This is a genomic window from Paenibacillus sp. FSL H8-0122, from assembly GCF_038005345.1.
Lineage (GTDB): Bacteria > Bacillota > Bacilli > Paenibacillales > Paenibacillaceae > Paenibacillus_AQ.
The window spans coordinates 2,765,125-2,791,115 of record NZ_JBBOTB010000001.1 but is presented as its reverse complement, the minus strand read 5'-3'; the positions used below and the strand labels follow the sequence as shown (position 1 = coordinate 2,791,115).

The following is a 25,991-nucleotide window of genomic DNA, read 5'->3' as shown; positions in this document are numbered from 1 at the left end:
ACGAGGGTGACGGGCTGGACTTAAAGACGTTAAGTATATTACCATAGAGGCAATGAGTCATGAGACGGTACAAGAATGTACCGTTTTTTGGCGTCCAGGAAGATTGTATTACACCAAAGTACCTGATAGAGGTGATCCCGCATGAATGATGTACGACCGGATCGGCCAGATTCCGGCACCCGGCCGGAGCTCCAGCAGGTACTGCGCGATTCCCGTCTGCCTGCGTTAATCTGGGTGATTCTGATTTACGGATCGGCCCTTTTGTACGATTTTTTATTTTCCTCCTCACGTTTAGATGGTTCCATCACTGATATTGGAGGAGAGACCGAGTTTCAGGCTCTGAGGGATGAGCTTCTAGTTAAACTAGGTGCTCTGCCATTATTGATAATGTAGTTCATGCGGATTTCTCCGACTCCTTATTTACCGCTACAGATACATCCGCCAGAGGAACCCGCGACGCCCTGGATCAGCGCAATATTATTACCACGTACACCAAGGCGTTTTTTGACAACTATTTGTTGAAGCAGACCACGGACCTTGACAGCCTCACCTTTGACGGGGTAGAGATGATTAAGAAGCCTTAAATAGAGGGCTTGAAGAGGGCTTGAAAAGATCTATAACAGGTTTTATTGAAGGATGCCATGAGCAGTGGCGTCCTTTTGTGCGTTCTTGAGCAAATGGATAATCATGACAAAGCAGTCCCTCCCCGGCGGTGACAATCACAGCATGATCTCAACAAGATCTTTGCAGTATAAAGACTCTCTCCCGATTCATGCTTGAATCTTAAGGTGAAGGGTATGTAAGATGATGTGTATCCAGGGCGTATTTACGCCGATTACGCTACAGACGTTTCATTTTATGACGTATTTACGCAGCTTGAACCATGCAGAGGAGCGAGAAGGCGATGAGAAAATCATTTTTGTCCTTATTTATTCTAATATTCTGGATTCCTGCAGTGATCCTTGGCTTCCTGGTCTGGAACGATTATTCCGGGTCAGTCCGCAGTACAGCGGATCGCCTGCTCCCTGTCAAGGCGCTGTACTATCTGGACCAGGGCAAGAAGGTGCTTGCCCTCACAGACAGCAGCAACGGGTTAATGGCGACGCTGTATGATACAGGCACTCATAAGGCTGAGCAGGAGATCGAGCTGCGCTCCGACATCCACCGGCAGCGGCTGGTCTCTTATCAGGCTGGTAAGCTCGTCATCGCAACCAAGGATACAACAGGCCTGCAGGTGAATGTTATCGATCCGGCGGGGGGCACGAAAGAGCTGGTACAGGGAAGCTTTAATCTCCCGACATTTCTGAGCTCGGATGGTCATGAGTGGCGGGGCCGGTTACTGTTCGCGGGAGCGGACAAAAGCTCGGCGGTCCATGTGGCGGAGGTCAGCCAGGCTCAGCTACACTATGTGAATCTGAACGGATCAGCCGCTCTTCCCGCACGGCCGGTCTCGATTCGGGAAGCCTCCTTCAGCTTCCAGGATGGTTATTCCCTCCCAGTCTATGAAGTGGGACTTAAGGATGGGCGCACCGCCTATGCTTCGTCCCTCTTCGGTAAGGACGGCACACCGCTCCTTGCACTGAAAGGAGAGCAAGAGAGTGCGCCCGAAGCTCTGAAGCGGATAGGGCAGGAGTTCACCGGGCCATTCGGACTGGACATGACCCGGCTACTGAGGGTAGGCTCCAAATATCCAAAGCAGGTGCAATATTACAACGGGGTTGCGGGTGAATGGGGAGAGCCCGTCAAGACGCCGGAGCCGGTCTATCAGGCCAGGCTTTTCCCGCTGAACGACCAGGAGACGCTGATTGCCGGGTCCACCGCGGAAGACGAGATCAAGGGTACCTTACGCGGGTATTTGTATCATGAGCAGACCGGGGAATTCACGAATGTCACTGCCGCGCTTGAGACCTTATCCTACGATAAGCTGCAAGATCCGAAGCTGAGCTTTTATAAAGAAGCCAACAATGATACACTGTACTATTCAAGTCCTGACTCATTAGGAGGCTGGCTGCAGGTGAAGGAAGGGCTAAGCGGCCAGATCACTGCCGGGGAGCTGCAGCAGTGGCAGATGGCCGCCGGAGAGGACCAAATATCTGCTGCGACCTTCAAGAACTATGTGCTGCAGTGGAATGCATTGGTCGTGAACTGGGTGATCTGGCTCTTTATTCCCTTACTGATGGTAACGGGAATGGTCTTACTGCCACGGTTATTCACCCGTAACCGGCAGCGGAAGCTGGCCGAGGGGGTTCTGATTCAAGGCACGGTTATCAATCTGACCGAGACCGGAATGCTGGTCAACGAACAGCCGCAGGTCCGGCTCACCGTCCGTTTTACGGACCAGGGCCAGAGTAAGGAAGTGCAGATCCGGCAGGTCATCTCTTATCTGAACCCTATCCGCCCGGGGGATAAGGTGATGATCAGCTATAACCGGGGCAAGCATAAGGCGATCCTGGTGCGGGACAGCGAGCTTAAGGATCAGCCACCTCCCCGGATCATTCAAGATGCGGTACTACGGCAGATTGAGTCCTGTGGACCCGTGAACCGCGGGGAAGCACTGCTGCTGCATTTTGAAGCAGCCAGTCAAACCTACAGTGTACCTGTGGTGCAGCCCTCTGGCTTCGTCTACCGTACCGGAGAGCGGGCAGATCTGATCGTTAGGGACAGCATAGTCAGATTGTTGCGGTATGGTCCAGCGGAGCGGAGGGACCAGGCCAGTCAGCTCACCTTAGAGGCTGAAATTACAAGCATTCAGAGGTTCCCGGTGAAGCTTGCCGGCCAGCAGCTGCTGCTGCTTGAGATTGTGATGATGCACGGACAGGAACGTCTGCGCAAGGTGAACAGCCAGTTCGTGCCTGAGCATCTGGAAGTCTCCGTAGGTGCGGTGGTTCCGGTGAGTGCCAAGCCGGAGGAGATTGCAGAGCAAACGCGGCTGCTGCAAGGCAAGCAAGGCAGTGCGAGAGTGCTGTCCGTAGACTATCGGGGAACAACCGGCGACCGGCCGCTCGCCACCATCACCGTGGAACGCGGCGGACAGAGCTACCGGATCAGGCAATCCATAGAACCGGTGTATGGCGTTGAAGCTGGCGATGAAGTATGGGTCGCCTACGATGAGCGGACCGGGGAAGCCACAATTGTTAACTACGCCACGTAAGCACAGTCAAGGATTGATAAATTCATTTAATGAAGGGAGGGAACTGGAGATGGACAGCAGAAGCCGAATAAGCAATCTTACGAACCTATGGTCGTGGTTAAGCAGGAAGCATCCCCTTCCCCCATTGCAGTATAGGTCTATTGTATTCAGTCTGTCTTCAGGCCCCCCTGAATGACTGAATCGGAATAGCCTTGCAGCTCTCGTGAATGAAGGAATGTGTAGCTCTCCCTGCTGATGCAGAGGAGAGTTTTTTATTTGGAGCAGATTGGAGTTGTAGACGATGCAATTGAATTATTTCAATAACGGGAACCAGCGCAGACCCTTCGGCTGGGCGGATATTCTCGTCATATTCTTGTTGTTATCCATCCTGTATGCCGCGGCAAAGTTAGGCTCAGGGATGCAGGTGCCTTTAGATCCAGAGGAGCTGTCATCGCTCAGTCTGGACCCTAAGTGGCTGCCTTACTATGCAGGCCGCTCGCTCCTGCGCATGTTTATCGCTTTTGCAGCATCCTTGATCTTCACCTTCGTGTACGGCCGCATTGCGGCTTATAACCGGACAGCCGAGAAATTCATGATTCCCGCCATTGATATCCTGCAATCCGTTCCGGTGCTTGGATTTCTTTCAGCCACTGTCCTGGCTTTTATGGCCTTGTTTCCTGGGAGCCTGCTGGGGGTGGAAATGGCTTCAATCTTCGCTATTTTCACCAGTCAGGTCTGGAATATGACACTCAGCTACTATCATTCCCTTAAGACGATCCCGCGCGATCTGAAGGAGGCTGCCGCAATGAATCAATTGGGCAGATGGCATCGTTTCACGAAGCTGGAAGCGCCATTCTCGATGATCGGCCTGGTCTGGAACAGCATGATGTCGTTTGGCGGAGGCTGGTTCTTTCTGGCAGCCAGTGAATCGATCAGCGTGCTGAACCAGGATCTGCATTTACCCGGCATCGGGACGTACATGGCCTTGGCCGCAGATGAAGGTAATATTAAGGCCTTGATCTATGCGATCCTGGCGATGGTGTTGCTGATTGTGATGGTGGACCAGTTCTTCTGGCGTCCGGTTATTGCCTGGAGCCAGAAATTCAAGAATGAACAGACAGAAGCAGGCGAGGCGCCAACCTCATGGGTGTTGGAGCTTCTGAAGCGGGCCGGATTTGTTCATGCTCTGAACCGTAAGCTGCGCGGTGGGGTTCGTGACGGATTCTTGCGGCTCTCCGCCACAAGCTCACAAGTGAAATTGCCGCATGTCCCGTCACGGTTCAAGACAATCTTCAAATGGCTAATCTTGCTTGCGGCCGCTGTACTTATGCTCCGATATTTGTACTCGGGGATTCTGGAGATTGCCCGCTTAAGCTCGAGCGAGCTGATTCATGTGGTATTCCTCGGTCTGCTGACCGGGTTGCGCGTTGTCGTTTCGACACTTCTGGCTGTAATCTGGACGCTGCCTGTCGGGGTGTTCATTGGAACGAATCCTCGGCTGTCACGAATTGTTCAGCCTGTTGTGCAGGTGTTGTCTTCTTTTCCGGCGAACATGGCATTTCCGATATTCACGATTCTGTACTTGAAGTTCGGGATCTCGATGGAGATTGGGGCAATTCCGCTGATGATGCTGGGGACACAATGGTATGTATTATTTAATGTGATTGCCGGTGCGATGGCCATTCCTTCTGATCTTAAGGAAGCTGCGGTAACTTTGAAATTGACACGCTGGCAGACCTGGAAAAAACTAATTCTCCCCGCCGTCTTTCCATTTCTTGTAACCGGCTGTATTACGGCAAGCGGAGGCGCCTGGAACGCCAGCATTGTCTCGGAAATTGTATCGTGGAAGGATCAGGATCTTCAAGCAGCCGGGTTAGGTACGTACATCGCTGAGGCCACTACGAACGGCAATTGGCCGCAGATCATCTGGGGAATATTTGTCATGTGCCTGCTCGTTGTAATTGTGAACCGCCTGGTGTGGCGCAAGCTATATGCATTAGCCGAAAATAAATATCACTTGGACTAGAGGTGCCCTATGATGAACAAAACTCTGATTGAGTTAAAGCAGATCAGCAAACGTTATGATCAGCCGAAGCAGGCAAATGTGAGCATTATGGAGGATATTAATATCAAGATTAAGGAGGGAGAGCTGGTATCCATCCTGGGACCTTCAGGTTCAGGGAAATCGACTCTTCTGCGCATCATTGCCGGTCTTGTCCCTCCTTCACAAGGCTCGGTGCTCTATAATGGACGCGAGATTGCCGGTACTAATCCGGGTGTGGGGATGGTATTCCAATCATTTGCATTGTTTCCTTGGCTTACAGTCCTGGAGAATGTGAAGCTGGGGCTGGAGAACAAACCGTTACGCGAAGCCGACAAAATGCGTAAAGCCCTCTCGGTCATCGATATGATTGGGCTTGACGGATTTGAAGGGGCGTACCCCAAAGAATTGTCCGGAGGGATGCGCCAGCGTGTCGGTATCGGCCGGGCGCTCGTTATGGAGCCGGATATTCTCCTGATGGATGAGCCGTTCTCCGCCCTTGACGTATTGACCGCAGAGAACTTGAAGCGCGACCTGCTGGAATTATGGACGGAGAAGCAAATCCCTACCAAATGCATCATTATGGTCACCCACAGTATTGAGGAAGCCGTCTATATGTCGGACCGGGCCATCGTCCTCTCCAGGGACCCGGCCCGTGTAATCTCCGATATTCCCATTCCCATGCCGCACTGGAGGGATAAACAAGATCCGCAGTTCACATCGCTTGTGGACCAAATCTATTCCATACTTACCCAAAGGGAAGTGAAGCCTGCCGGTCCGGCCGAAGAAAAGCAAAATACCATCGAGAAAATACCACCGGTTCCGGCTGGCGCCCTCACAGGCTTCATTGAACTGATTGACGATCTGGGTCAACAAGTGGATTTGTACAAGCTGGCCGATCAATTAAGTCTGAAACTGGAAGATTTCCTGCCTATCGTCGAGGCGGTGGAAATGCTGCAATTTGCAACGGTTCTGCATGGAGATATCGAGTTGACAGAGCCAGGACGCCAGTTTGCCAATGCAAGTGTTCTCTCCCGGAAGGAAATTTTTAAAGACCAGGTGCTGGAGCATGTTCCCATCATGGAGAAAATCATCTGGATTCTGCAATCGAAATCAAATAATAAAATGGAAGGGGCTTTTTTCGTGGAGATTTTCGAAAAGCATTTTGAGACGGAGGAAGCCGCACTTCAACTGGATATCCTGATCGACTGGGGCCGGTACGCGGAACTGATTGCCTACGACAAAAAAGCAAAGGTGTTGTATCTGGAAAATGATTGAAATCAACCTGGACATTCGGGCAGAGGAAGTTCCTGGTCTAAGAGAAGCCGTGGGCTGGGCAAGAAGAGACTCTGACTATCCCGCCCTGTTTCAGCGGTGCAATTTCTGGGCGGGAGCCAGAGATCACGCAGGCAGACTCATTGCCTTTGGCTACGTTGCCGGAACCGGCCTGGAGCACGGGTATATGGAGGATATTATCATCCATCCAGAGTATCAGAGGCGCGGAGTGGGGCAGCAGCTTGTTAAGGAGCTATTGAACGAGTCTATTCGATGCGGATTGACCATAGTAACCCTCACTTATAGCCGTGAGCATAAGGAATTCTATGAAAAGTGCGGATTCTCGTCTACAGCGGCCGGGATCTGGCGAGCGGAGGAAGGAAAGTAATGCATACAAGAACTGAGAAGCCAGCGAACCCTTATGAACGCTGGCTTTTTGGCGACCGTAAACCGACAGTAATTCTATAATATGTAAGGTGATTTACTATCATTAGGCAGGTTAATTCCATCTTCCCGATCCGGTATGCTTACATAAGCTCTGCTCTTTGAAGGAGGTTCTGTGGGCTTATGAATCCGACCCGTACGCTGATTAAGGAAATACTGTCTAATAGTAAGGGTATCCTTGCTATGATTCTATTCTTCAATATAGTAGCCGCATTCGTCTCGACTCTTCAGCCCCTCCTGTTCAAAGACCTATTCGACGACATCCTGCCAGACAAGCAGATCGGGACGGCTGCATTCTATATGCTCCTGCTTATTCTAATTCCCGTAATCTATGCCGCCTTAAACAGCGTCACCTCTTATTACAATAATGAGCTGGGCAACCATTTATCCAAGAATCTGCGCCTGCGGCTGTTCTCTGACGTACTCCAGACCCGGCCAAGAGATGTGGACAGCATCGGCAAGGGGGAAATCATCAACCGGATCACCTTGCAGGTGGGGATGCTGTGTGAAATTTTCGTGGTAGACACCCTGATGTCCATAGTCTCGAATGCTATTCTGCTGATCGCGACCCTGTGGATCATGTTCTCGATGAGTACCGAGCTTACACTCGCGGCCATCCTCTCATTCCCTCTATGTATGTACGGCTTCAAGCGCTTCAGGAGCAAGACAGAGCGCCTGGATAAGCAGTATCATGGTATTTTGGATAAGGGCATGAATTATTTGAATATCATTTCCATCATTACGGGCATCATTTACAGCTACAGTCTGTTCCTGATTCTGCGAGGCCGCATCTCACCAGGCACATTGCTGGCCTTCATTGTGATTCTTCCAAGGCTGTATAGCATTTTCAAGTCACTGTTGACGCTGAACATCGATAGGAGCCGGATGACGGTCATTATTAACAACCTGAATGACATCCTTGAACTGGAGAAGGTCGGATCGGGAGCTAACGCTCCTGACTATGGCCGCGTCCCCCTCCTGCAGATGAGGAATGTCTCGTACCGGTACGCTCCAGCAGATTCTTTTGGGATCACAGACTTTAATCTGAACGTTCAGCCCGGGGCTTTCATTGGGATTGTTGGATTAAGCGGCTCAGGGAAATCTACGATATTCAAGCTAATTCACAGGTTCATGGAGCCGGATGAAGGCGAGATCTGCCTGGACGACATACCGATCAAGGAGCTGGACATTCATGAACTAAGACGATATGTCGGCTATTCCCCGCAGAAGGGAGTGCTATGGAACAAGTCCATTCTGGACAACATCATCTACCCGCTGCAGAAGGAAGACATGAATGAAGAGACATGGCAGAAATTCAGCACTGCTGTTGAGCTTGCCCATGTGGACCCATTTGTTCTAACCATGCCTGAGCAATATGACAAAAAGGTAGAGGGCCACGGAGACAATCTCTCCGGTGGCGAGATCCAGCGGATTCTATTAGCTAGGGCCTTCATGGGTGAGCCCCGTATCCTGATGCTGGATGAATACACCTCGGCCCTGGACGCCTTGACGGAGAGTGACCTGAACGACACCCTGCTGAGCCTGAAGGGGAAGCAAACAATCCTGGTGATCGCACACCGGCTGTCCACTGTGAAGAATGCAGATGTCATCCTGGTCGTTGAGAAGGGACAAATTGTAGAGCAGGGCAGTCCAGCAGAATTACTATCCCAACAGGGGTTATATTACAAGATGGTGGAGAAGCAGAGAATTTAGCGCTTCAGCAGCATAATCCAGCCTTAGGCCGCCTCAATTATCACCTTTTGGTGACTATATCACAAAAAAGTGGGTACTGTTTTTCTTGTAACTTTTCCCCCATACTAGCGTTCATAGCAACTACAAACCACAAAAGGAGTGTATAATAGTATGGGCAGATTTGACGGGAAGGTAGCAGTTGTAACCGGAGGAACAAGCGGCATCGGGCTTGCGGCGGCACAGCAGTTCGTAGAAGAAGGGGCTTACGTGTTCATCACAGGACGCAGACAACGCGAGCTGGATGAAGCCGTACAACAGATCGGTAAGAATGTTACAGGCGTTCAAGGTGACATCTCAAAGCTGGAAGATCTGGATACCTTGTTCGACACTGTACAGCGGGAAAAGGGGCACTTGGACATTCTTTTTGCCAATGCCGGACTTGGGTCGTTCCTGCCGTTAGGCGAAATTACGGAAGCACATTACTACAAGACTTTTGATGTCAACGTCAAAGGAACTATTTTCACTGTACAAAAGGCATTACCCTTATTCCCTAACCAAAAAGGTTCCATTATCCTGACAGGCTCTACGACCGGATCAATGGGGGTCCCAGCGTTCAGTATCTACGGCGCTTCCAAGGCAGCGATCCGACAGCTCGTCCGCAACTGGATTCTGGATACGAAAGGGACGGAGATTCGGATGAATGTCCTTAGTCCGGGTTCGGTCGTCACACCGGCGTACGATGAATTATTTGGCTCCGAACTTGAGAATTACCTCGAACAGGCCAAAATAGATATCCCGCTCGGCAGAGTTGGACAGGTAGAAGAGATCGCAAATGCTGTCATGTTCCTGGCCTCTAATGAGAGCAGCTATTTGAACGGCATTGAATTATTCGTAGACGGCGGAGTGGCTCAAATCTAAATCGCTTAACGTTTTGTATCAACTCGGGAGATGATGGATTGTTATGAAAATCTTTCACTGTGAACTGGAAGTTACACTAGAGGTAATCGGAGGGAAGTGGAAGGGGCTTGTTCTGTACTATTTAATCAAAGGACCCAAGCGGACAGGGGAGCTTAAACGGCTTGTTCATAATATCTCGCAAAAGATGCTGATCCAAACGCTCCGGGAACTGGAGACAGACGGATTAATCCACAGAACCATGTACAATCAAGTACCGCCTAAGGTGGAATACTCAACGACAGAGCTGGGCCAATCCCTCGAACCGGTTTTGAAACTGCTGTGTAACTGGGGAGAGAATTACGCAGAACAATCCTACGCTCCTGGTGAGATTGAGATTTTAAATTTGGAATGAGCATGGGAAATTTAGGATGCCAAATGAGCCGAGGCTTAGTATAATAGGTGCAGACGGATTCCAAGGAGGAGGTGGTTGTATGAGTGCAGGCGATATTAGCGACATTAGCGGCATTACTCCGATGTTCCAATTGAATATGAAAAGGAGAGGCTTTCATGAGCTACAACCCCGAAATCCCGAGAACCCGGTATGACACCTATGGTGACCGTGAATGGACACGGCTTACGAAGGATGGTCCAGGCGAGCTTTTGTATCAGGTGCATCTGGATATTCTTCAACGTTACACTAAGCCTACAGATACCGTGCTGGAGATTGGTGCAGGTTCAGGCAGGTATACTAAGGACCTCGCGACCATGTGTTCCGAGTTGACCGTTGCTGATCTATCGAGCCATCAGATTGAATTCAATCAATCCAAAATGCAAGAGCTGTCCCTGGCGGACAGAATCAAGGCGTACCATGTGTTAGATGTGCTAGACATGAGTGTATTTGAAGATGCTTCGTTCGACACTGTGGTATGTATCGGCGGTGTAATTAATTATCTCTTGGACAAAGAGACGGATGGTATCCGTGAGCTGCTGCGGGTATTGAAGCCAGGCGGTATACTGGTGGTCGGTTCCATGAGCTTCATTGGCTCTTCGCTGTATTATCTGGATGGCATCCAGTATGAGAAAAATCTGTTCGGTCTAGAAGCGACCAAATGGCTTATGGACACGGGGATTCAGGACGAAGCGAATTATCCTGTGCCCAGCAAGCATTACATCCATATGATGAGAAGCTCAGAATTGGATGCTTTATTGGCCCAGTTTCCGGTTAATATTCTGGAGAGAAGCTCTGCCGGACTATATACGCAAGCGGGAGACGCTGCCTTGGAGAACGCCCGTAACGATCCGGAATTCTGGAAGCTCATGATCAAAAAAGAAATTGCGTTCACCAAATTACCAGGCACCCTGGACTGCGGAATGAATATCATCTACGTGGTGCGCAAGTTATAATCGCTGCCGCTGAATAAGCATGGCTTGGTCGAAATCCCGTCTGCCACAAATAGGCGGGACTTTTTATATCCGAAGGAACGGGGGATCACGGGAATGGGAGTATGGACTAGCTCAATGAATGGTGCACCTTGGACAAGAGGTAAAATGGATCAGGCGGTGAAGGAGCTCAGACAGCGGGCGCTTATTTCGTATGTCATCGATGTGGACAAGCTCCAAGATCTGCAGGAATTAGATCAGCATGTGTTTGCCGAACGCCCGGATCTGGTCTTGTCGATTAGCCAAGCGGACAAGAACGGACGATATACCAAGGAATTGCTGCAGACGATTGCGGAGTTACAGCACATTACGGCCTTGCAGCTCAACCTGAATCATAGCATTGATCTGAGTGTTCTCGGAACGCTGGAGCGGTTGCAGTATCTATCCATTACGGCCAAAAAGCCGGTGGACCTATGCTTCCTCGCAAGACTCAAGCAGCTGCAATATCTCTCTGTCCATGGGAAATTTCATGACTTAACGCCGATTGGCGAAGCTTCCAGCCTGGATACTTTAATCTTGCGGACTACGATTCATGAGCTGGAATTTGTCCGCCGGTTACCGAAGCTGCTGTGCCTCTTCATTCACGACTCCATTTTGAAAGGGTCATTGGATGCTCTTGCAGACGTTACCGTCCCCATGCTGAGTCTGGCGGCTATCCGCAACTTAACGAAGGTGGATGCCCTGGAGTCCATGAGCAATCTTACATACCTGCACTTATCCTTGCCGAAGCTAGAGGCTTTGTGTGACTTTTCGAATATGCCGGGTCTCATACAGCTTGAACTCGATCAGATGAAATCCCTGGAGGATATTGACCCTTTATGGACCGCAACGCAGCTTGAAATGTTACAGCTAAGAGAGATTTCAGCAGCCGTGACCGCTAAGGAGTTAGAGCCTTTGACCGCAATGAAGCATCTGAAGCAGGTGGACTTCCAGTTCCTTGATCTCAAAAAAGGAAGGATCGCAGCCTTACGTGAGTCGTTTGCGCAGGCAGGCAAAAGCCATCTTCTGTATGAGAATATTGCCGAAGCCCAGAGAATAAAGCCCTTGTCCTTAGTGCACTTACGCAAGCATCTAGGGTTGAATCAATAAATTACGGGATAGGAGAGAATACAATGATTGATTTAGTACAACTCCAGAAGAGAGTGTATCAGAATAAGGTCGAGAAGGGGTTCAATGTCACAGATATTTATCAGGAGTTCTGCCTGACTCACGGCGAACTGTCAGAAGCCTGCGAAGCTTACCAGAAGAAGAAAGACGACCTCGGCGAAGAATTAGCGGACGTTGCCATCTACCTGATTGGACTAGCGGAGATTCTGGGGATTAACCTGGAACAAGAGATCATGAGCAAGATCGAAAAAAATGAAAGCAGAGTCTATGAGAATAGGGATGGCGTATTAGTGAAGGTGGAGAATAATCTAAAAGGAGTGCATCCATGAAATATTATAAGAAATTAACCGGAGCGAAGTGTTACTTAAGCACGGTAGCTCCAGACGATGCAGAAGCCTGGACCCGCTGGTTCAATGATCTGGAGGTGACAGCGCCGCTTGGAAATGAAGCTTATATCCTAACGTCTCTGGACAAGGAGCGTGAAGGAATAGAGCATGCTCTCAAGTCTGGAGCACATATGTTCAGCATTGTGGACCTGGAGAGTGACATGGCCATCGGACGGTGCCTGCTGTTCGATGTCAATCTGGTCGACCGGAATGCCAAGGCAGGAATTTTTATCGGCGATAAGGAGTTTTGGGGCAAAGGATTCGGCTCTGATGCCATGAGACTGCTGCTTGATTACGGATTCAATCTGCTGAATCTGAACAATATTATGCTGGGGACGTTCGCCTTCAATGAAAGGGCCATTCAATGCTATAAGAAGGTCGGATTCAAAGAGATTGGCCGGAGAAGACAGGCCCGCATTATCGGAGGCGTGAAATATGATGCAATCCTGATGGATATGCTGGCCGAGGAATTCGAATCGGTATTCGTGAAGCCGATTATCGCAGGCTCGCAGGTAAGTCAATAGGGTAGCTGTACAAAACAAAACACATCGCTAAGGCACCTGGCGGTGTGTTTTGTTTTTCCGGCATCTATAAATGCATTAGTGGTGAGCTTCATGCATAAGCACCCCGATGGTATGGAAAAACTTATATAGTGCAGATAAACAGCATGATTAGATTTCTCAGGAGGTTAGCATAATGACAACTCAGGACCCGAAGGAGCTTTTGAAGCGTAAACATGAGCAGGACGAGGAGAAAAGACAGTTCACTAACTTTGCCCGGGCTGTATCCGAAGACGGGGAAGTAGAAGCAGGCCAGGAATTCAGTCATGACCGGCTGCCTGACGACCAGAACCGGATGAAATCGGTGGAGAATAGACAGAACTGAGCAGGACCCTGACAGAAAAGTACAATGGATGGACCCTCAGGAAGCCTTCCATGCGTTCCTGAGGCTTTTTTTGTTTATTATTGTATACATACACTACTCATGGAGGTTCATTTATGGTTTTTATCATCTCAATTACCATCGTAGCCATTTTTGCAATATGGGGAGCTATAGCGCCTGATCAGATGGCAGCTACAGCTAATGCTGCGTACAATTTCTCCATCCATAATTTCGGCTGGTTCTATTTGCTGGCTACTTTGTTCTTCCTGATCTTCACCTTCTATTTAGCCTTCAGCAGATTCGGCAGTATCCGGCTGGGAGACGATGACGACGAACCGGAATATTCCACGATATCCTGGCTGTCGATGCTATTCAGCGCAGGAATGGGGATCGGGCTGGTCTACTGGGGTGTCGCTGAACCGCTGTCCCATTATTTATCTCCGCCGGAGGGCGTAACAGGAGGGACGACAGAAGCAGCACGGATCTCCATGCGGTATTCTTTTTTCCATTGGGGACTGCACCCATGGGCCATCTATGCCGTCATCGGCTTGACGCTTGCTTATTTCCAGTTCCGCAAAGGGTACAAAGGCTTGATCAGCTCCGCTTTTATCCCTCTACTCGGGGAGCGGCTGGTATCCGGCTGGCTGGGCAAGGCCATCGATATTTTGGCGGTGATTGCCACCATTTTTGGAGTAGCGACTTCGCTGGGTCTCGGGGCTCTGCAGATTAACGGAGGTCTGCATTATTTATTCGGACTTCCGAACACCGTAGCCGCTCAGATTGCAATTATTGCGGTAGTGACCGTGCTGTTCCTCATCTCCGCTACCAGCGGTCTGGACAAGGGAATCAAAATTCTCAGCAACACCAACCTAGTGATCGCCGTTCTTTTGATGCTGTTCGTATGGATAACGGGTCCGACCTCGTTTATCTTTGATACCTTTACAACTACATTAGGCAGTTATCTGCAAAACATCGTCAATATGAGCTTGAGGTTAACGCCATTCTCCAAGGGAACCTGGGTCGGGGCGTGGACCTTATTCTATTGGGCCTGGTGGATTGCCTGGGCACCCTTTGTCGGAACATTCATTGCGAGGGTATCCAAAGGAAGAACAATCAAGGAATTTGTCATTTGTGTGCTGATTATACCGAGTCTGTTCGGTTTTATCTGGTTTTCGGTATTTGGCGGAACGGGAATGCAAATGGAGCTCTTCGATGGTGTCCAGCTGGCTGAAGCCGTTAAAGGAGACACGACCACTGCCCTGTTCGTCATGCTGGAGCAATTGCCCTTAGGCACCATAGTATCGTTAATAGCTACGATCCTGATTATGATCTTCTTCATTACATCAGCCGATTCGGCTACCTTTGTACTGGGCATGCTGACGTCAGACGGCAAGCTGAATCCCAGCGCAAGAGTCAAACTAACCTGGGGCATTCTCCAATCCTCGATCGCTGTTGTGCTGCTGATTAGCGGCGGACTGGGCGGCCTTCAGACCGCTTCCATTGTAGCTGCGCTGCCTTTTGCCATTGTCCTAATCGGCATGTGCTTCTCCCTGCTTAAAGCGCTCAAGGAGGAGGACAAAGAGCGCCGTCAACGGGAAAAGCGCCAACGCCAAAAGCTGAAGCGGCTGCTGGAGGAGCAAGAAACGGCCCGGCCTAATGTGGATTCCATTTGATCATTCATTTGTGAAAAGTTAATTTAAAGAGTTCTCTACCCCCCCATCCTCCAAGACCCGATGTTATCCTTAACTAAAATTATAAAAAGGTGTGTGTTAAAGATCACAACGGATAATCTAAGGATAGAAGCTAACAGAATGGAGCTTGTTGTAGAGAATTTATTAAAAGATTTCGGCGCGGTTTAGCCTGAAATAATATAAATGGATGAACCCTCAGGAACGCGATCTCAGCGTCCTGAGGTTTTTTTCGTAAAGCCTCCATTCACAATTCAGATTAATATCTTATAAGAAATTCTTGAAATCACAGAAATTCACCCGGGCAGGGGAATGCTATTATACCCCTATAAACAAAGACGAGGTGATGAGATGCAAGCAAAATCGGCAGCGGACGCCATTCCCCTCCCCAGACAGCGGAAGTCATGGATAAGAACGATAAAAAAGTATAGAGTGATGTACGCGCTCTTGTTCCCGGCATTAGTGTACTTTGCCGTATTCAAATACATTCCTATGGCGGGAATCGTGATTGCGTTTAAAAACTATAACCTTGCTTTAGGCCTATGGGATAGCCCATGGGTGGGATTTAGAAACTTCACAGATTTTATGAACGGCGTTTATTTCTGGGACATCATGAGAAATACGATTATCATCTCGTTGTATAAGCTATTGTTCGGCTTCACTGCTCCGGTCCTGCTTGCTCTGCTGCTCAATGAAGTGTATACCCAATGGTTTAAGAAAATCGTACAGACGATCACGTATTTGCCCCATTTTCTGTCATGGGTCATTGTGTATGGAATGATGGTGGCATTATTAGCCCCAGGCGATGGTCTGATTAACATGATTATGAAGGATTTCGGTGTTGAACCTATCTCATTTCTAACGGAGCCTGCCTGGGGCAGACTGCTGATCATCTTATCTGAAATATGGAAGGATATTGGCTGGGGAGCGATATTGTACCTTGCGGCATTAGCAGGAATCGATCCCAGTCTATATGAAGCGGCACGGATGGATGGCGCCTCCAAGCTGAGGCAGTTATGGCATGTCACACTTCCCGGTATTCGCGGAGTCATGATTCTGATGCTGATCCTTAAATTAAGCCATATTCTGGATGCAGGCTTTGACCAGATATTTATGTTCGCCAACACCTTTAATCAGGAGAAGATCGACATTATCGACACATGGGTATACCGTGAAGGGCTTGAGCGGCTTAAGATCGGGCTCGCTACCGCTGTGGGATTGTTCAAAGCTGTTATCGGATTTGGTCTGGTGTTGGCAGCGAATAAGCTCGCAAAAAAATTCGACGGGCAAATCTGGTGAGGGGGTGATCTAAATGATCCATTTGACAATCGGGGAAAAAGTCTGGCAAGCCATCGTTTATTTTATTCTGATTCTGCTATCCCTGCTGTGCTTACTCCCTTTTCTGTATGTGGTTGCGGTCTCAGTGACCCCGGAATCGGAAGTGTTAAGAAGAGGCATTGTTATTATTCCAGAGACCTTTACCTTTCTGGCCTATAAAGAAGTATTCATATCTCATGGCATCGGGCAGGCGTATAAAATTACCTTGTTCCGAACGATTGTAGGCACTTTGCTGAATGTGTTTTTTACGGTAATAGCGGCTTACCCGTTATCCAAAAAATATTTACCGGGGCGAAGCCCATTCCTGCTATTCATTGTCTTCACCATGATGTTTGGGGGAGGATTAATTCCGACTTATTTATTAGTCCGCTCGCTGGGATTGCTGAACAGTCCGTGGGTACTAATCATTCCACAGCTCATTAGTGCCTTTAATCTGGTCATTATCAAAGGATTTTTCGAGCAATTACCCGCAGAAATCGAGGAATCAGCGAGGGTAGACGGTGCCAGTGAGCTTCAATCGTTATGGCGGATCATTTTACCCCTGTCCTTGCCCGTTCTCTCTACCATTTCCTTATTCTACGCAGTCGGTCACTGGAACAGTTATTTCGATGCTATTGTCTATATCAATGATTCCAGCTTAATGCCGCTGCAAGTGATCTTGCGCAACATCCTGCTTAATGTCGCAACCCAAAGCGCTGATTCGCTTGCCAACTCCGGAACGGTTAGTACATTCGCTGTGCAAATGGCTGCCGTTGTCGTGACTACCGTTCCGATCTTAATCGTCTACCCCTTTATGCAAAAGCATTTCACCAAAGGTGTACTCCTGGGGTCGGTCAAAGGTTAAAAAGCATTTCAACCTGAGTTGTTACGGGGAAACCGTGATAATATAGAAGCAAAGGAGAGGTCATTATGCAACGTAAAGCGATTTCATTGGCTATTCTGGCAGCAATGGTCGGTATGGGAACGATGTTGTCTGGATGTGGGGAACAAAAAGAGGATACATCGGCAGCTCCAGGTAATTCACAAGACCCATCGAATCCCTTCAAAACCAAATTAAAAATCTCGATGTTTAACCAAGGCACCTTCAACGCTGCTGCTCCGATTCCTCCCCGTGAAGAAGATATCCAGCGCCAAATGCTGGAGGAAGCCGTAAATATCGACCTGGAAATGATGATTCCGCAATCCGGGCAAGCAACGACTAAATTAAATACGCTGATTGCCGGCGGAGATATTCCAGATTTGATCTTCTTGAAAAGCCGGGCGGATCTCGCGCAATACTATGATCAAGGCGTCCTTGCCGATTTGACACCGTATCTGGATCAATTTCCAGCATTACAGAAACGATTCAGTGACGACTCCTGGGAGGCGATGTCCTATCAAGGCAAAACCATCGGCGTTCCAGGTTATGATAATGTAAACGGGATCAGCCGCAGCTTCTTTATCCGCAATGATTGGCTGAAAAAGCTGAATATGGAAGTACCAACGACCCCTGACGAGTTATTTGAAGTTATGAAAGCCTTTACAGAGAAAGACCCGGATGGTAATGGCAAGAACGATACGTACGGATTCATCGGCGGTATGAACAAAGAAGGCAATCTGCAAACCTACGGCTTCGATAGCTTGATGTGGATGTTCGGCGTCAATCCTCCCTCGGCCATTGATGTGAAGGACAATCAGCCGGTGTTCCTGTTTACCGACCCCAAAATGAAAGAAGCGCTCGCTTATATTCATAAAATGATGGAGGCCAAAGTGGTAGATCCAGATTGGGTGACGATGAATACTCCCGAATTGCTGGACCAAAAGTTATTTAAGGGCAAAGTCGGCTTCATGATCAGAGATGCCCGCAGGCTGGAGCCGGATTATCAGCAGAAAATGAAAGAAATCAGCGGAGAAGTCCCGGAATGGATCGTCATTCCTCCAATGACTGGTCCTTATGGTGATCAAATTGTAGAGAGAAAATCGTTCCAGGGCAATTCATGGGCCATCTCCAAAAAAGCGGACAAGGACAAAATCATCCGGATCTTGGCCATGCTGAATTATCTCTTTACAGACGAGGAAGCCTATCCGAACTTCGCCTACGGAATTAAAGGGATTCATTGGGATGTTGTGGACGGTAAGATCAAGAATAAAACCTCTGAATTATCGAAGGAAATGAAAGAAAAATATCTATGGGTCGATCATTACAGAATGCCGCGTCATGGCGATGATGCTGAGTACTTCAGCTTCCAGAACCCTAAGACGGCAGAGGCCTTTAAGAACAATCAGCAATACGTGGCGGCTACGTTGCCCGGGAATTTATTGACCGAGGACCCGAACGATACATTGGCAACAGACCGCCAACGTTTCATTAATGAAAGCCTGGTCAAATTTATGACCGGCAAAGATCCTCTGGACAACTGGGACAATTTCCTCCATACGCTGGAGACCAAGTTTGACATGCAGAAGTATACGGACACAGTCATCAAGCAATTTACAGAAGCGGGCTTAATCAAGTAAATCAAACGAAGAGAGCGGCTATAATTAGCCCCTCTCTTTATTGTCATATGCTATGATTTGTTCAATACAGCTTTAGAAGGAAGAGGATCAATGCGAAGAAGAATCAGCTTGCCTTTTAAATTATTTTTGATCGTGTTTGCCTTTGTATTAAGCTGCATTATCTTGATCAGCCAGCTGTCTTACCGCTATGTCCAAAAGGAAATAAGAACCTCTGACCTGTATTACACCAACCAGATACTTGACAAGGTAGATCAGTATTTCACCGTTAATTTCTCCTCCTTCCAGACGATCCTGTTCTCGGTGGAATCATCGGTGAAAGCCAACATTGGCAATCTGGATGTGATTAAGAAGCAATTACGAGAGCTGTATGAGCTCAACAGTAATTACGTCAGTAATATTTATCTGATCAAAAGCGATTTATCCATTCTAGGCGGAAGTGCGCCTACCCGGATATTCGATGAATCTTTAGCTGAAAGAGAGCCATTGTTTGACGCGGCTGACAAGAACAGAAGGATTACCTTTGTCAGTGATCCTTACAAATCCAAATATTCCGGATGGACCGTTACGATGGTCCGGTATCTGAACAGCGCTCCGTTTCCTATGGCCATTGCGGTAGATCTGGATCTCAATGCCATTGAAGAAACCTTGTTCAAGATTAATACACAAGAACAAATGAATCTGGCTCTGCTCACCGCATCGGGAAAAATCATCGCCGGATTCTCGGAAAATAAAGGCCCCATAAGTATTCTGGATCATACCTTCTCCATCGGTGAAACGTCAGCGGAACAAATTCTGGATACCCCGGAAACCAGTCTTCAACTGCATACCAAGGAGGGCCTGCCCGTCTCCCTTCTCAAGAAACCGACAGAGAAATTCAACTGGACGCTGATCTCGATCAACGATGAATCACGCTTGAAAGCTGCGTTGTCCCGGCTGGAAACCTATTATATCGAGCTTCTGGCTGCCGGCTTTGTGTTAAGTCTATTCATTTCTTTGTTGATAGCCAAATATATAAGGACCCCTCTCTACGCACTCAAAACAAAGATGAAGCGGGTGGAGCAAGGCATTCTTACCACTCCAGTATCAATTAACCGGAACGATGAGTTTGGAGATCTCTCCAAGGCATTTGACCGTATGCTGCAGCAGATTGTGGAGCTGATCCGGGGAGCGGAGCTTCATCATGAACTGGAGCGGAAGCTGGAAATCCAAGTGCTTCAATCTCAAATAAACCCTCATTTTCTGTATAATACGCTGGGTTCAATCAGCAATGTCATCCGGCTCGGACGAATAGAGAAAGTAGATGTGGTCATCGAATCGCTCATTTCAATACTGGAATATGGGATCGCCGATGCTGCGGAGAAGGTCTCTCTGCGTCAGGAATTGCAAAATGTAGCGGACTATATCGCGATCCAGAACATCCGTTATAACCGAAGCTTCCACTTGATTGAAGATATCGAAGCAGGGTTAATGGATTTTCCTGTTTTTAGAATGCTGCTGCAGCCCCTTGTAGAGAACAGTATCTTCCATGGTTATAACGGAGGGGGAATCGAAGGCCCTATTACTATTCATGCGTACAGAGAGGGCGGCATCGTCATTATAGAAGTAATTGACCAAGGGGAAGGCATTCCAGCGGATACGCTAAAGCATATTCTGGTTTCAGAACCGGGTGATGCGGAAGTGAAGCGGAAAAGAATCGGGTTAAACAATATTCATGACCGGATAAGACTTCACTACGGAGAGCAGTTCGGTCTCCAGATCATAAGCATACCTAATGAAACAACCCGTGTCCGCGCCTTATTCCCGGCAGCCTTGTTTAAAGGAGATGCATGATGGTGAGAGACTACACCTGCTTCATTGTTGACGATGAAGATCTAATCATACAGCGATTGGAATTGTTTTTTGAAGAGCTCTCCCATAGGGATAAACGATTCCGTTTAGTGGGAAAAGCGAATAATGGGGTGGAAGGGGTAGAGGAGATCGTAAAGCTTAAGCCGGATATCGTAATCTCTGATATCGTTATGCCGCGAATGGATGGAATTTCCATGATTGAGCAGCTAAAGCCTAAGCTTCCTCATACGCAGTACATTCTTTTGACCGCCTATTCATCCTTTGAATACGCGCAGCGGGCCATTCAGGCCAACGTATTGGAGTACATTGTTAAGGTTCCGCTCAGGGAGGCGGATTTGGATCGCGCTCTTGCTAAGGCAGCGGGGATTTTAAATGAAATGAAGACCAAAGAAGCGGAATTTCAATCGTTACACATATCCGTGCTTGAGAATAAATATAGAGTCCGCAAGCAGTTTTTTAATGAGCTTATCCGCGGGGAGATTCCAACTCACCGGGCATCGGATTTTGCCAATCGCATGCAATTCCATTTCTTTCAAGCGAGCTATTGCTGCTTCATTGTGGAAATGAACCGGTATGAGAGTTTCCGGAACGATTATTCAGCTTCAGATCAAAACATCTTGAAATATGCGATTACGAATATCATCGAAGAAACGGTGGTGAATGGAGGCAGAGGCGTAGCTGCGGATCTATCCGATAATCGTTTTATCGGCTTTCTGTCCTGGGAGAATCATCGCAGCGATATGGACACAGAATATGCTTGCCATTCATTGGGGAGTCAAATCATCTCCCACTTACAGCAATACTTGAATCAAAGGGTATCCGTCGCTTTTGGTGGCCCGCACCGGGGCTGGGAATCCATCAAACAAGCTTACATGGAAGCTAATAGCGTGAGTGAAGATTTCTATTATCATGAAGAGAGAACCGTCACAACGCCCATGCATCGCTTACATTATCATAACGACAAACAAGAGGACTTTCAGCTGAAGCTGGATGACTTCCTCAAATGGGTGCAACGAAAAGTATCCAAGGAAGAGCTGGAGAAAGAACTCTCTGAGCTAAACCAATGGGTGACGAATTATAAAATTCATAGGTCCGTCATGGCACCTATGCTCCAAGACTTATACAGAGACATTACTGCGAAATTTAAATCCCGGAACGCGGTGACCACGGATGTGTCGGAGCTTCCCATAAAATTCATGACCTTTGGGGAGCAGCTTGCCTATATTGGCGACTTCACCTTCGAATATGTACACGCCGGCCAACTTTTACATCGTATAGAAATTATGAGTGCACTGCGGTATATAGAGCACAACCTGAAACAGAGAATAACGCTGGAGGCTATTGCCGAGGAAGTGAATCTGGCTCCATCGTATTTCAGCAGCTTGTTCAAAAAAACAATGAACGAGGGCGTTATCAGCTACATCAACCGTAAAAAAATTCAATTAGCTCTTGAGCTCTTAAATATTCAGGATTACTCTTTATTGGAATTGTGTGAGGAAGTGGGAATTGTGAACGAAGGTTATTTCTGCAAATTATTCAAAGAGTACACAGGTGTTACGCCTAAGCAATACCGGATCAAAATGACACGGTATGCATCCAAATAAGGCTGCAAAGAATATATAAATTTCTCTCGAAATCCTATAAAAAAAAGGGCATCAGATGGCTTACCATGATAGAAGGATCTACTCATGGAGGTTATCAAAATGGAGCTTATTAAAGCAGATGTAACCGTCGTAGGCGGAGGGATTGCCGGAATATGCGCTGCCATTGCTGCCGCACGCCAAGGGCTGCAGGTCTCACTTATTAATGACCGGCCGGTTCTTGGAGGAAATGCGAGCAGCGAGGTCAGGGTTCATATCAACGGGTCAGCATATCTCGGAAACAGTCCATCCTATTATGCACGCGAGGGCGGATTGGTGGAAGAGCTCAAGCTGAAGATTTTTCACTATAACCCGTTATACAACAAGAAGCTGATGCTGTCGCTTTCGGATATGGTCTTGCTCGACATGGTTTATGCGGAGCCTAACCTTTCGCTATTTCTGAATACATGCGTGCATGATACGGGCATGGAGAACGGCAGGATTAAGTGGGTGGAGGGTCTTCAGTTAGCTTCCGAAAGAAAATTCCGGTTCGAAAGCCGAACCTTCATCGATTGCTCCGGTGATGGAGTGGTCGGATATCAGGCAGGTGCGCACTTCCGCCGGGGAAGAGAAGCGAAGCATGAATACAACGAAGAATTGGCTCCTGAAGCGGCGGATCATTACACCATGGGCGATACGATCCTGTTTCAAGCCCGTGGTGTAGAATATCCCGTTCCATACACAAGGCCTGACTTTGCCTATGACATTACGAAGCTGGCTTTTTTCGACAGTATCAGACAAGGCTTAAACCATCGGGCTTTACCCCGAAGAATCAACGGACTTGGCGGATTATGGTGGCTGGAATACGGCGGACATCTGGATACGATCAAGAATAATGAGGACATCGCCTTGGAACTGCGGAAATTGGTGTATGGGATTTGGGATTATATCAAAAATAGCGGCGAATTTGACGATGTAGACCATCTCATTTTGGATTATGTATGTCCGATTCCGGGAAAGCGTGAGTCACGGCGGTTCATAGGGGACCACATGTTGTCCCAGAACGATCTTACAGCAAAGCCGCATTTCGAAGATGCTGTCTCCGTCGGTGGATGGTATATGGATTTACATGCGAATAAGGGTGTCTACGATGAGGGACCGGCTACGGCATGGAATTTCGTGCCCGGATTGTACAATATCCCTTTCCGCAGTTTATATTCAAGCAATATTCCTAATCTCATGTTTGCCGGACGCAATATAAGCGCTACCCATGTGGCTTTCGGATCTACAAGGGTCATGGCCACCTGCGGTTGTATGGGGCAGGCGGTTGGAACGGCTGCTTCGTTATGCGTGAAATATGAGGCCGACCCTGCAGCCATCGTCGAATCTCATATGGAGGAGCTGCAGGCGCTGCTGCTTCGGGACGGCCAGACGATTGTAGGGCTTCAAGAGGAACTAAGTCCTTACTTCACTGAGGGATTAACGATTCGTGCCTCGTCTCAGCGCAGCTATGACAATCCCCTTCCAACCGAAGAGCTCTCCCTGGAGAACGGGTTATGCCTGGTCTTGCCGATTCAGACAGCCGTGGCGGAAAGTGTACGGGTCAAAATTAAAAACAGGTCCGGACATCCGGAACCCTTGCATGTCAAGCTGTTTGGCGGAGAACGGAAGGAAAACTACATTCCCTCCAGCGGATTGAACGATTACCGCTTGGAGATTGCAGCCGGTCATGACGACTGGATTACGCTGGACTTGGACTGCAAGACACCGGCTGACGACAAAATCTACATCGTATTGGAGGGTCCGGGTAGTCTTGCCGTATACGGCAATGAAGAGAAACTGACCGGAGCGGTCAGCTTCCAATATCGTCCGGAAGAGCCGTCCAGGCTGAAAAAAATCAATAAGAGCATTTGCTTCAAGGATCTGCTGCCGGCCCAGAGTATGTATACTCCCGAGAATGTTGTCAACGGCTTCTCCAGACCTTATGGCCTGCCGAACGGCTGGATTTCGGAGCGTACAGAAGGACAGGAATGGCTGGAATTCTGTTTTGACGGCCCCAAAAATGTAGAGGAAATCCATCTTGTGTTCAATTCACAGCTCGATTTAGAGCATTTCAACGACCCGATCGAGTCCCTTGTGCAAGATTATGAGCTGACCTTGACTCTAGAAGACGGAACCGAGAGGACAATCCTGACACGCGGGAATTATCTCACGTTGAATAAACATCAGGTGGATGCGAAACATGTCACCCGCGTCCGGATGAATTTCAGCAGAACGTATGGTTCACCTTATTTTGAAGTGTTTGCTGTAAAATGGTTTGCTCCTAAAATCAATAAATGAGGCAAGGTGAAGTCACGATGAAGGAATTATACCCTCGTAGAGGGCTCCCCAATGTCATTCATAAATTGGAAAATGGCGATACCATCACCATCGTATATTTTGGCGGCAGCAATACGCGTTCTGAAGGCTACAGGGTCATGACGGCGGATTGGCTTCGTGAGCAGTATCCTAAGGCGGATATCCGCGCGGTGAATGCAGGCATTAACGGGACAGGGTCGGATCTGGGCTGTGCCCGGATGGAGACCGATGTACTGCGTCACCGGCCTGATCTGGTATTTGTTGAATTTGCCGGCAACGATGGCGGAGATCCCGAATCCAAGGCGCGGATCGAAGGAATTGTCCGCCAGATCCGTAAGCGGAGCCGGTTTACCGATATCCTGTTCGTGTATACGCTGAAGGAGCGGGATGTGGCCGTATTCCAGTCCGGGGAATACCAGAAAGGGGCTATCATGCAAGAGGAAGTGGCTGACTATTATGGTATTCCTTCAATTCACCTGGGCGTAGAGGTCAGCCGCCTGGTATCTGAGGGGAAACTCGTGTTCACCTCAAGGGAGGACCTATCCGTTCCCGGAGTTGTTATTTTCACACATGATTCGATCCATCCGACCATTCCCGAAGGACACCAGATTTACACGGATACGATCACCCGGTCATTTGAGATCATGCGCGAACTCAGAAGTCATCCGGGAAGGCAAGTACATCACTTGCCCCGGCATCCGTTGGTTCCGGCTAATCCTTGGGAGTACGCGACCATGCTGTCACTGGATAGTCTTCCTAACACTCATTTCACTGCAGGATGGTCTTACCTGACGCCCGAGGAATCTGCTGTAGTACGTGAGTACAATTGGTTGTTCCCGGGCCTATGGCAGGCGGCCGATCCTGGAGAGGCGGTCACGGTTCAGTTCGAAGGAACCCGTATCGGGTTATTCGATATCGGGGGGCCGGATTCTGGCAGATTGAAGGTGTCGGTGGATGGAGGGGAACCCTTTATTATCGACCGGTTCACCCATTACAACGATCATAACCGAAATCAGTATGTATTCCTGCCGGAGCTCCCGAACGGGAAACATACGGTTCGCTTCGAGCTCGATACCGGCAAGACAGACAAAGCGGCTGTGTTCGAGGCAAGCGGCAATGAACGGAGCAGTGAGCATATCCGGCAGCATCCAGAGTGGTATGAGCAAACGGTGATCCGGCTTGGGAAGCTGTTAATGGTGCAGCCTCCCTTATAATGGCTCATTAGACATTGTACAATGGATGAACCCTCAGGAACGCTATCCTAGCGTCCTGAGGGTTTTTAGCTTTTGTTTCATTTCTTTTGTCCGTTCATATTCAGTTCATATTGACGTCACGGGGAATACACTTTCATTGGTTAAGCTTACATCTTAGCAAAAGAAGAAGTAGAAA

21 protein-coding genes are annotated in these 25,991 nt (G+C 48.6%); all 21 read left to right on the top strand.

Going from position 1 to position 25,991, the window contains the following annotated elements:
• Positions 1-141: 141 nt before the first annotated feature.
• The gene (locus tag NSS64_RS12285) at positions 142-393 is read left to right on the top strand and encodes a hypothetical protein (RefSeq protein ID WP_341140271.1); all 252 of its coding nucleotides are present in this window, start codon (positions 142-144) and stop codon (positions 391-393) included.
• 511 nt (positions 394-904) lie between these two features.
• A complete protein-coding gene (locus tag NSS64_RS12280; protein WP_341140270.1) occupies positions 905-3,151 on the top strand; it encodes a hypothetical protein in 2,247 nt (748 codons plus the stop codon).
• A 280-nt stretch (positions 3,152-3,431) separates the two neighbouring features.
• On the top strand, positions 3,432-5,156 hold the full coding sequence (locus tag NSS64_RS12275) for an ABC transporter permease (RefSeq protein ID WP_341140269.1): 1,725 nt from the start codon (positions 3,432-3,434) through the stop codon (positions 5,154-5,156).
• A gap of 9 nt (positions 5,157-5,165) precedes the next feature.
• Entirely contained in the window at positions 5,166-6,449 is a 1,284-nt protein-coding gene (locus NSS64_RS12270; RefSeq protein ID WP_340940644.1) for an ABC transporter ATP-binding protein, read from the top strand.
• A complete protein-coding gene (locus NSS64_RS12265; RefSeq protein ID WP_341140268.1) occupies positions 6,442-6,834 on the top strand; it encodes a GNAT family N-acetyltransferase in 393 nt (130 codons plus the stop codon). Before NSS64_RS12270 ends, NSS64_RS12265 begins: the two co-directional genes overlap by 8 nt.
• A gap of 179 nt (positions 6,835-7,013) precedes the next feature.
• Entirely contained in the window at positions 7,014-8,603 is a 1,590-nt protein-coding gene (locus NSS64_RS12260; RefSeq protein ID WP_341140267.1) for an ABC transporter ATP-binding protein, read from the top strand.
• Between the two features lie 150 nt (positions 8,604-8,753).
• Positions 8,754-9,500 (top strand): SDR family NAD(P)-dependent oxidoreductase, encoded by a 747-nt coding sequence (locus NSS64_RS12255; RefSeq protein WP_340940639.1) that lies wholly within the window; start codon positions 8,754-8,756, stop codon positions 9,498-9,500.
• Positions 9,501-9,543: 43 nt separating this feature from the next.
• Positions 9,544-9,891 (top strand): winged helix-turn-helix transcriptional regulator, encoded by a 348-nt coding sequence (locus NSS64_RS12250; protein WP_341140266.1) that lies wholly within the window; start codon positions 9,544-9,546, stop codon positions 9,889-9,891.
• A 155-nt stretch (positions 9,892-10,046) separates the two neighbouring features.
• On the top strand, positions 10,047-10,883 hold the full coding sequence (locus NSS64_RS12245) for a class I SAM-dependent methyltransferase (RefSeq protein ID WP_341140265.1): 837 nt from the start codon (positions 10,047-10,049) through the stop codon (positions 10,881-10,883).
• A 93-nt stretch (positions 10,884-10,976) separates the two neighbouring features.
• A complete protein-coding gene (locus tag NSS64_RS12240; RefSeq protein WP_341140264.1) occupies positions 10,977-12,008 on the top strand; it encodes a hypothetical protein in 1,032 nt (343 codons plus the stop codon).
• A 23-nt stretch (positions 12,009-12,031) separates the two neighbouring features.
• Positions 12,032-12,355: a MazG-like family protein gene (locus NSS64_RS12235; protein ID WP_341140263.1), complete on the top strand. Its 324-nt coding sequence runs from the start codon at positions 12,032-12,034 to the stop codon at positions 12,353-12,355.
• Positions 12,352-12,936 (top strand): GNAT family N-acetyltransferase, encoded by a 585-nt coding sequence (locus tag NSS64_RS12230; RefSeq protein ID WP_341140262.1) that lies wholly within the window; start codon positions 12,352-12,354, stop codon positions 12,934-12,936. Before NSS64_RS12235 ends, NSS64_RS12230 begins: the two co-directional genes overlap by 4 nt.
• 172 nt (positions 12,937-13,108) lie before the next feature.
• Positions 13,109-13,297, top strand: coding sequence for a hypothetical protein (locus tag NSS64_RS12225; protein WP_340753538.1), 189 nt, complete (start codon positions 13,109-13,111; stop codon positions 13,295-13,297).
• A gap of 113 nt (positions 13,298-13,410) precedes the next feature.
• Entirely contained in the window at positions 13,411-14,967 is a 1,557-nt protein-coding gene (locus NSS64_RS12220) for a glycine betaine uptake BCCT transporter (protein ID WP_341140261.1), read from the top strand.
• Between the two features lie 366 nt (positions 14,968-15,333).
• A complete protein-coding gene (locus NSS64_RS12215) occupies positions 15,334-16,281 on the top strand; it encodes an ABC transporter permease (RefSeq protein WP_341140260.1) in 948 nt (315 codons plus the stop codon).
• A 13-nt stretch (positions 16,282-16,294) separates the two neighbouring features.
• Complete coding sequence (locus tag NSS64_RS12210; RefSeq protein WP_341140259.1) at positions 16,295-17,164, top strand: carbohydrate ABC transporter permease; 870 nt, start codon at positions 16,295-16,297, stop codon at positions 17,162-17,164.
• A 65-nt stretch (positions 17,165-17,229) separates the two neighbouring features.
• A complete protein-coding gene (locus NSS64_RS12205; RefSeq protein ID WP_340993021.1) occupies positions 17,230-18,816 on the top strand; it encodes an extracellular solute-binding protein in 1,587 nt (528 codons plus the stop codon).
• Between the two features lie 90 nt (positions 18,817-18,906).
• Entirely contained in the window at positions 18,907-20,646 is a 1,740-nt protein-coding gene (locus NSS64_RS12200; RefSeq protein ID WP_341140258.1) for a sensor histidine kinase, read from the top strand.
• On the top strand, positions 20,646-22,268 hold the full coding sequence (locus NSS64_RS12195) for an AraC family transcriptional regulator (RefSeq protein WP_341140257.1): 1,623 nt from the start codon (positions 20,646-20,648) through the stop codon (positions 22,266-22,268). The genes NSS64_RS12200 and NSS64_RS12195 overlap by 1 nt, the downstream gene beginning before the upstream one ends.
• A 99-nt stretch (positions 22,269-22,367) precedes the next feature.
• Complete coding sequence (locus NSS64_RS12190; protein ID WP_341140256.1) at positions 22,368-24,584, top strand: FAD-dependent oxidoreductase; 2,217 nt, start codon at positions 22,368-22,370, stop codon at positions 24,582-24,584.
• Between the two features lie 17 nt (positions 24,585-24,601).
• A complete protein-coding gene (locus tag NSS64_RS12185) occupies positions 24,602-25,816 on the top strand; it encodes a GDSL-type esterase/lipase family protein (protein WP_341140255.1) in 1,215 nt (404 codons plus the stop codon).
• Positions 25,817-25,991: the final 175 nt, after the last annotated feature.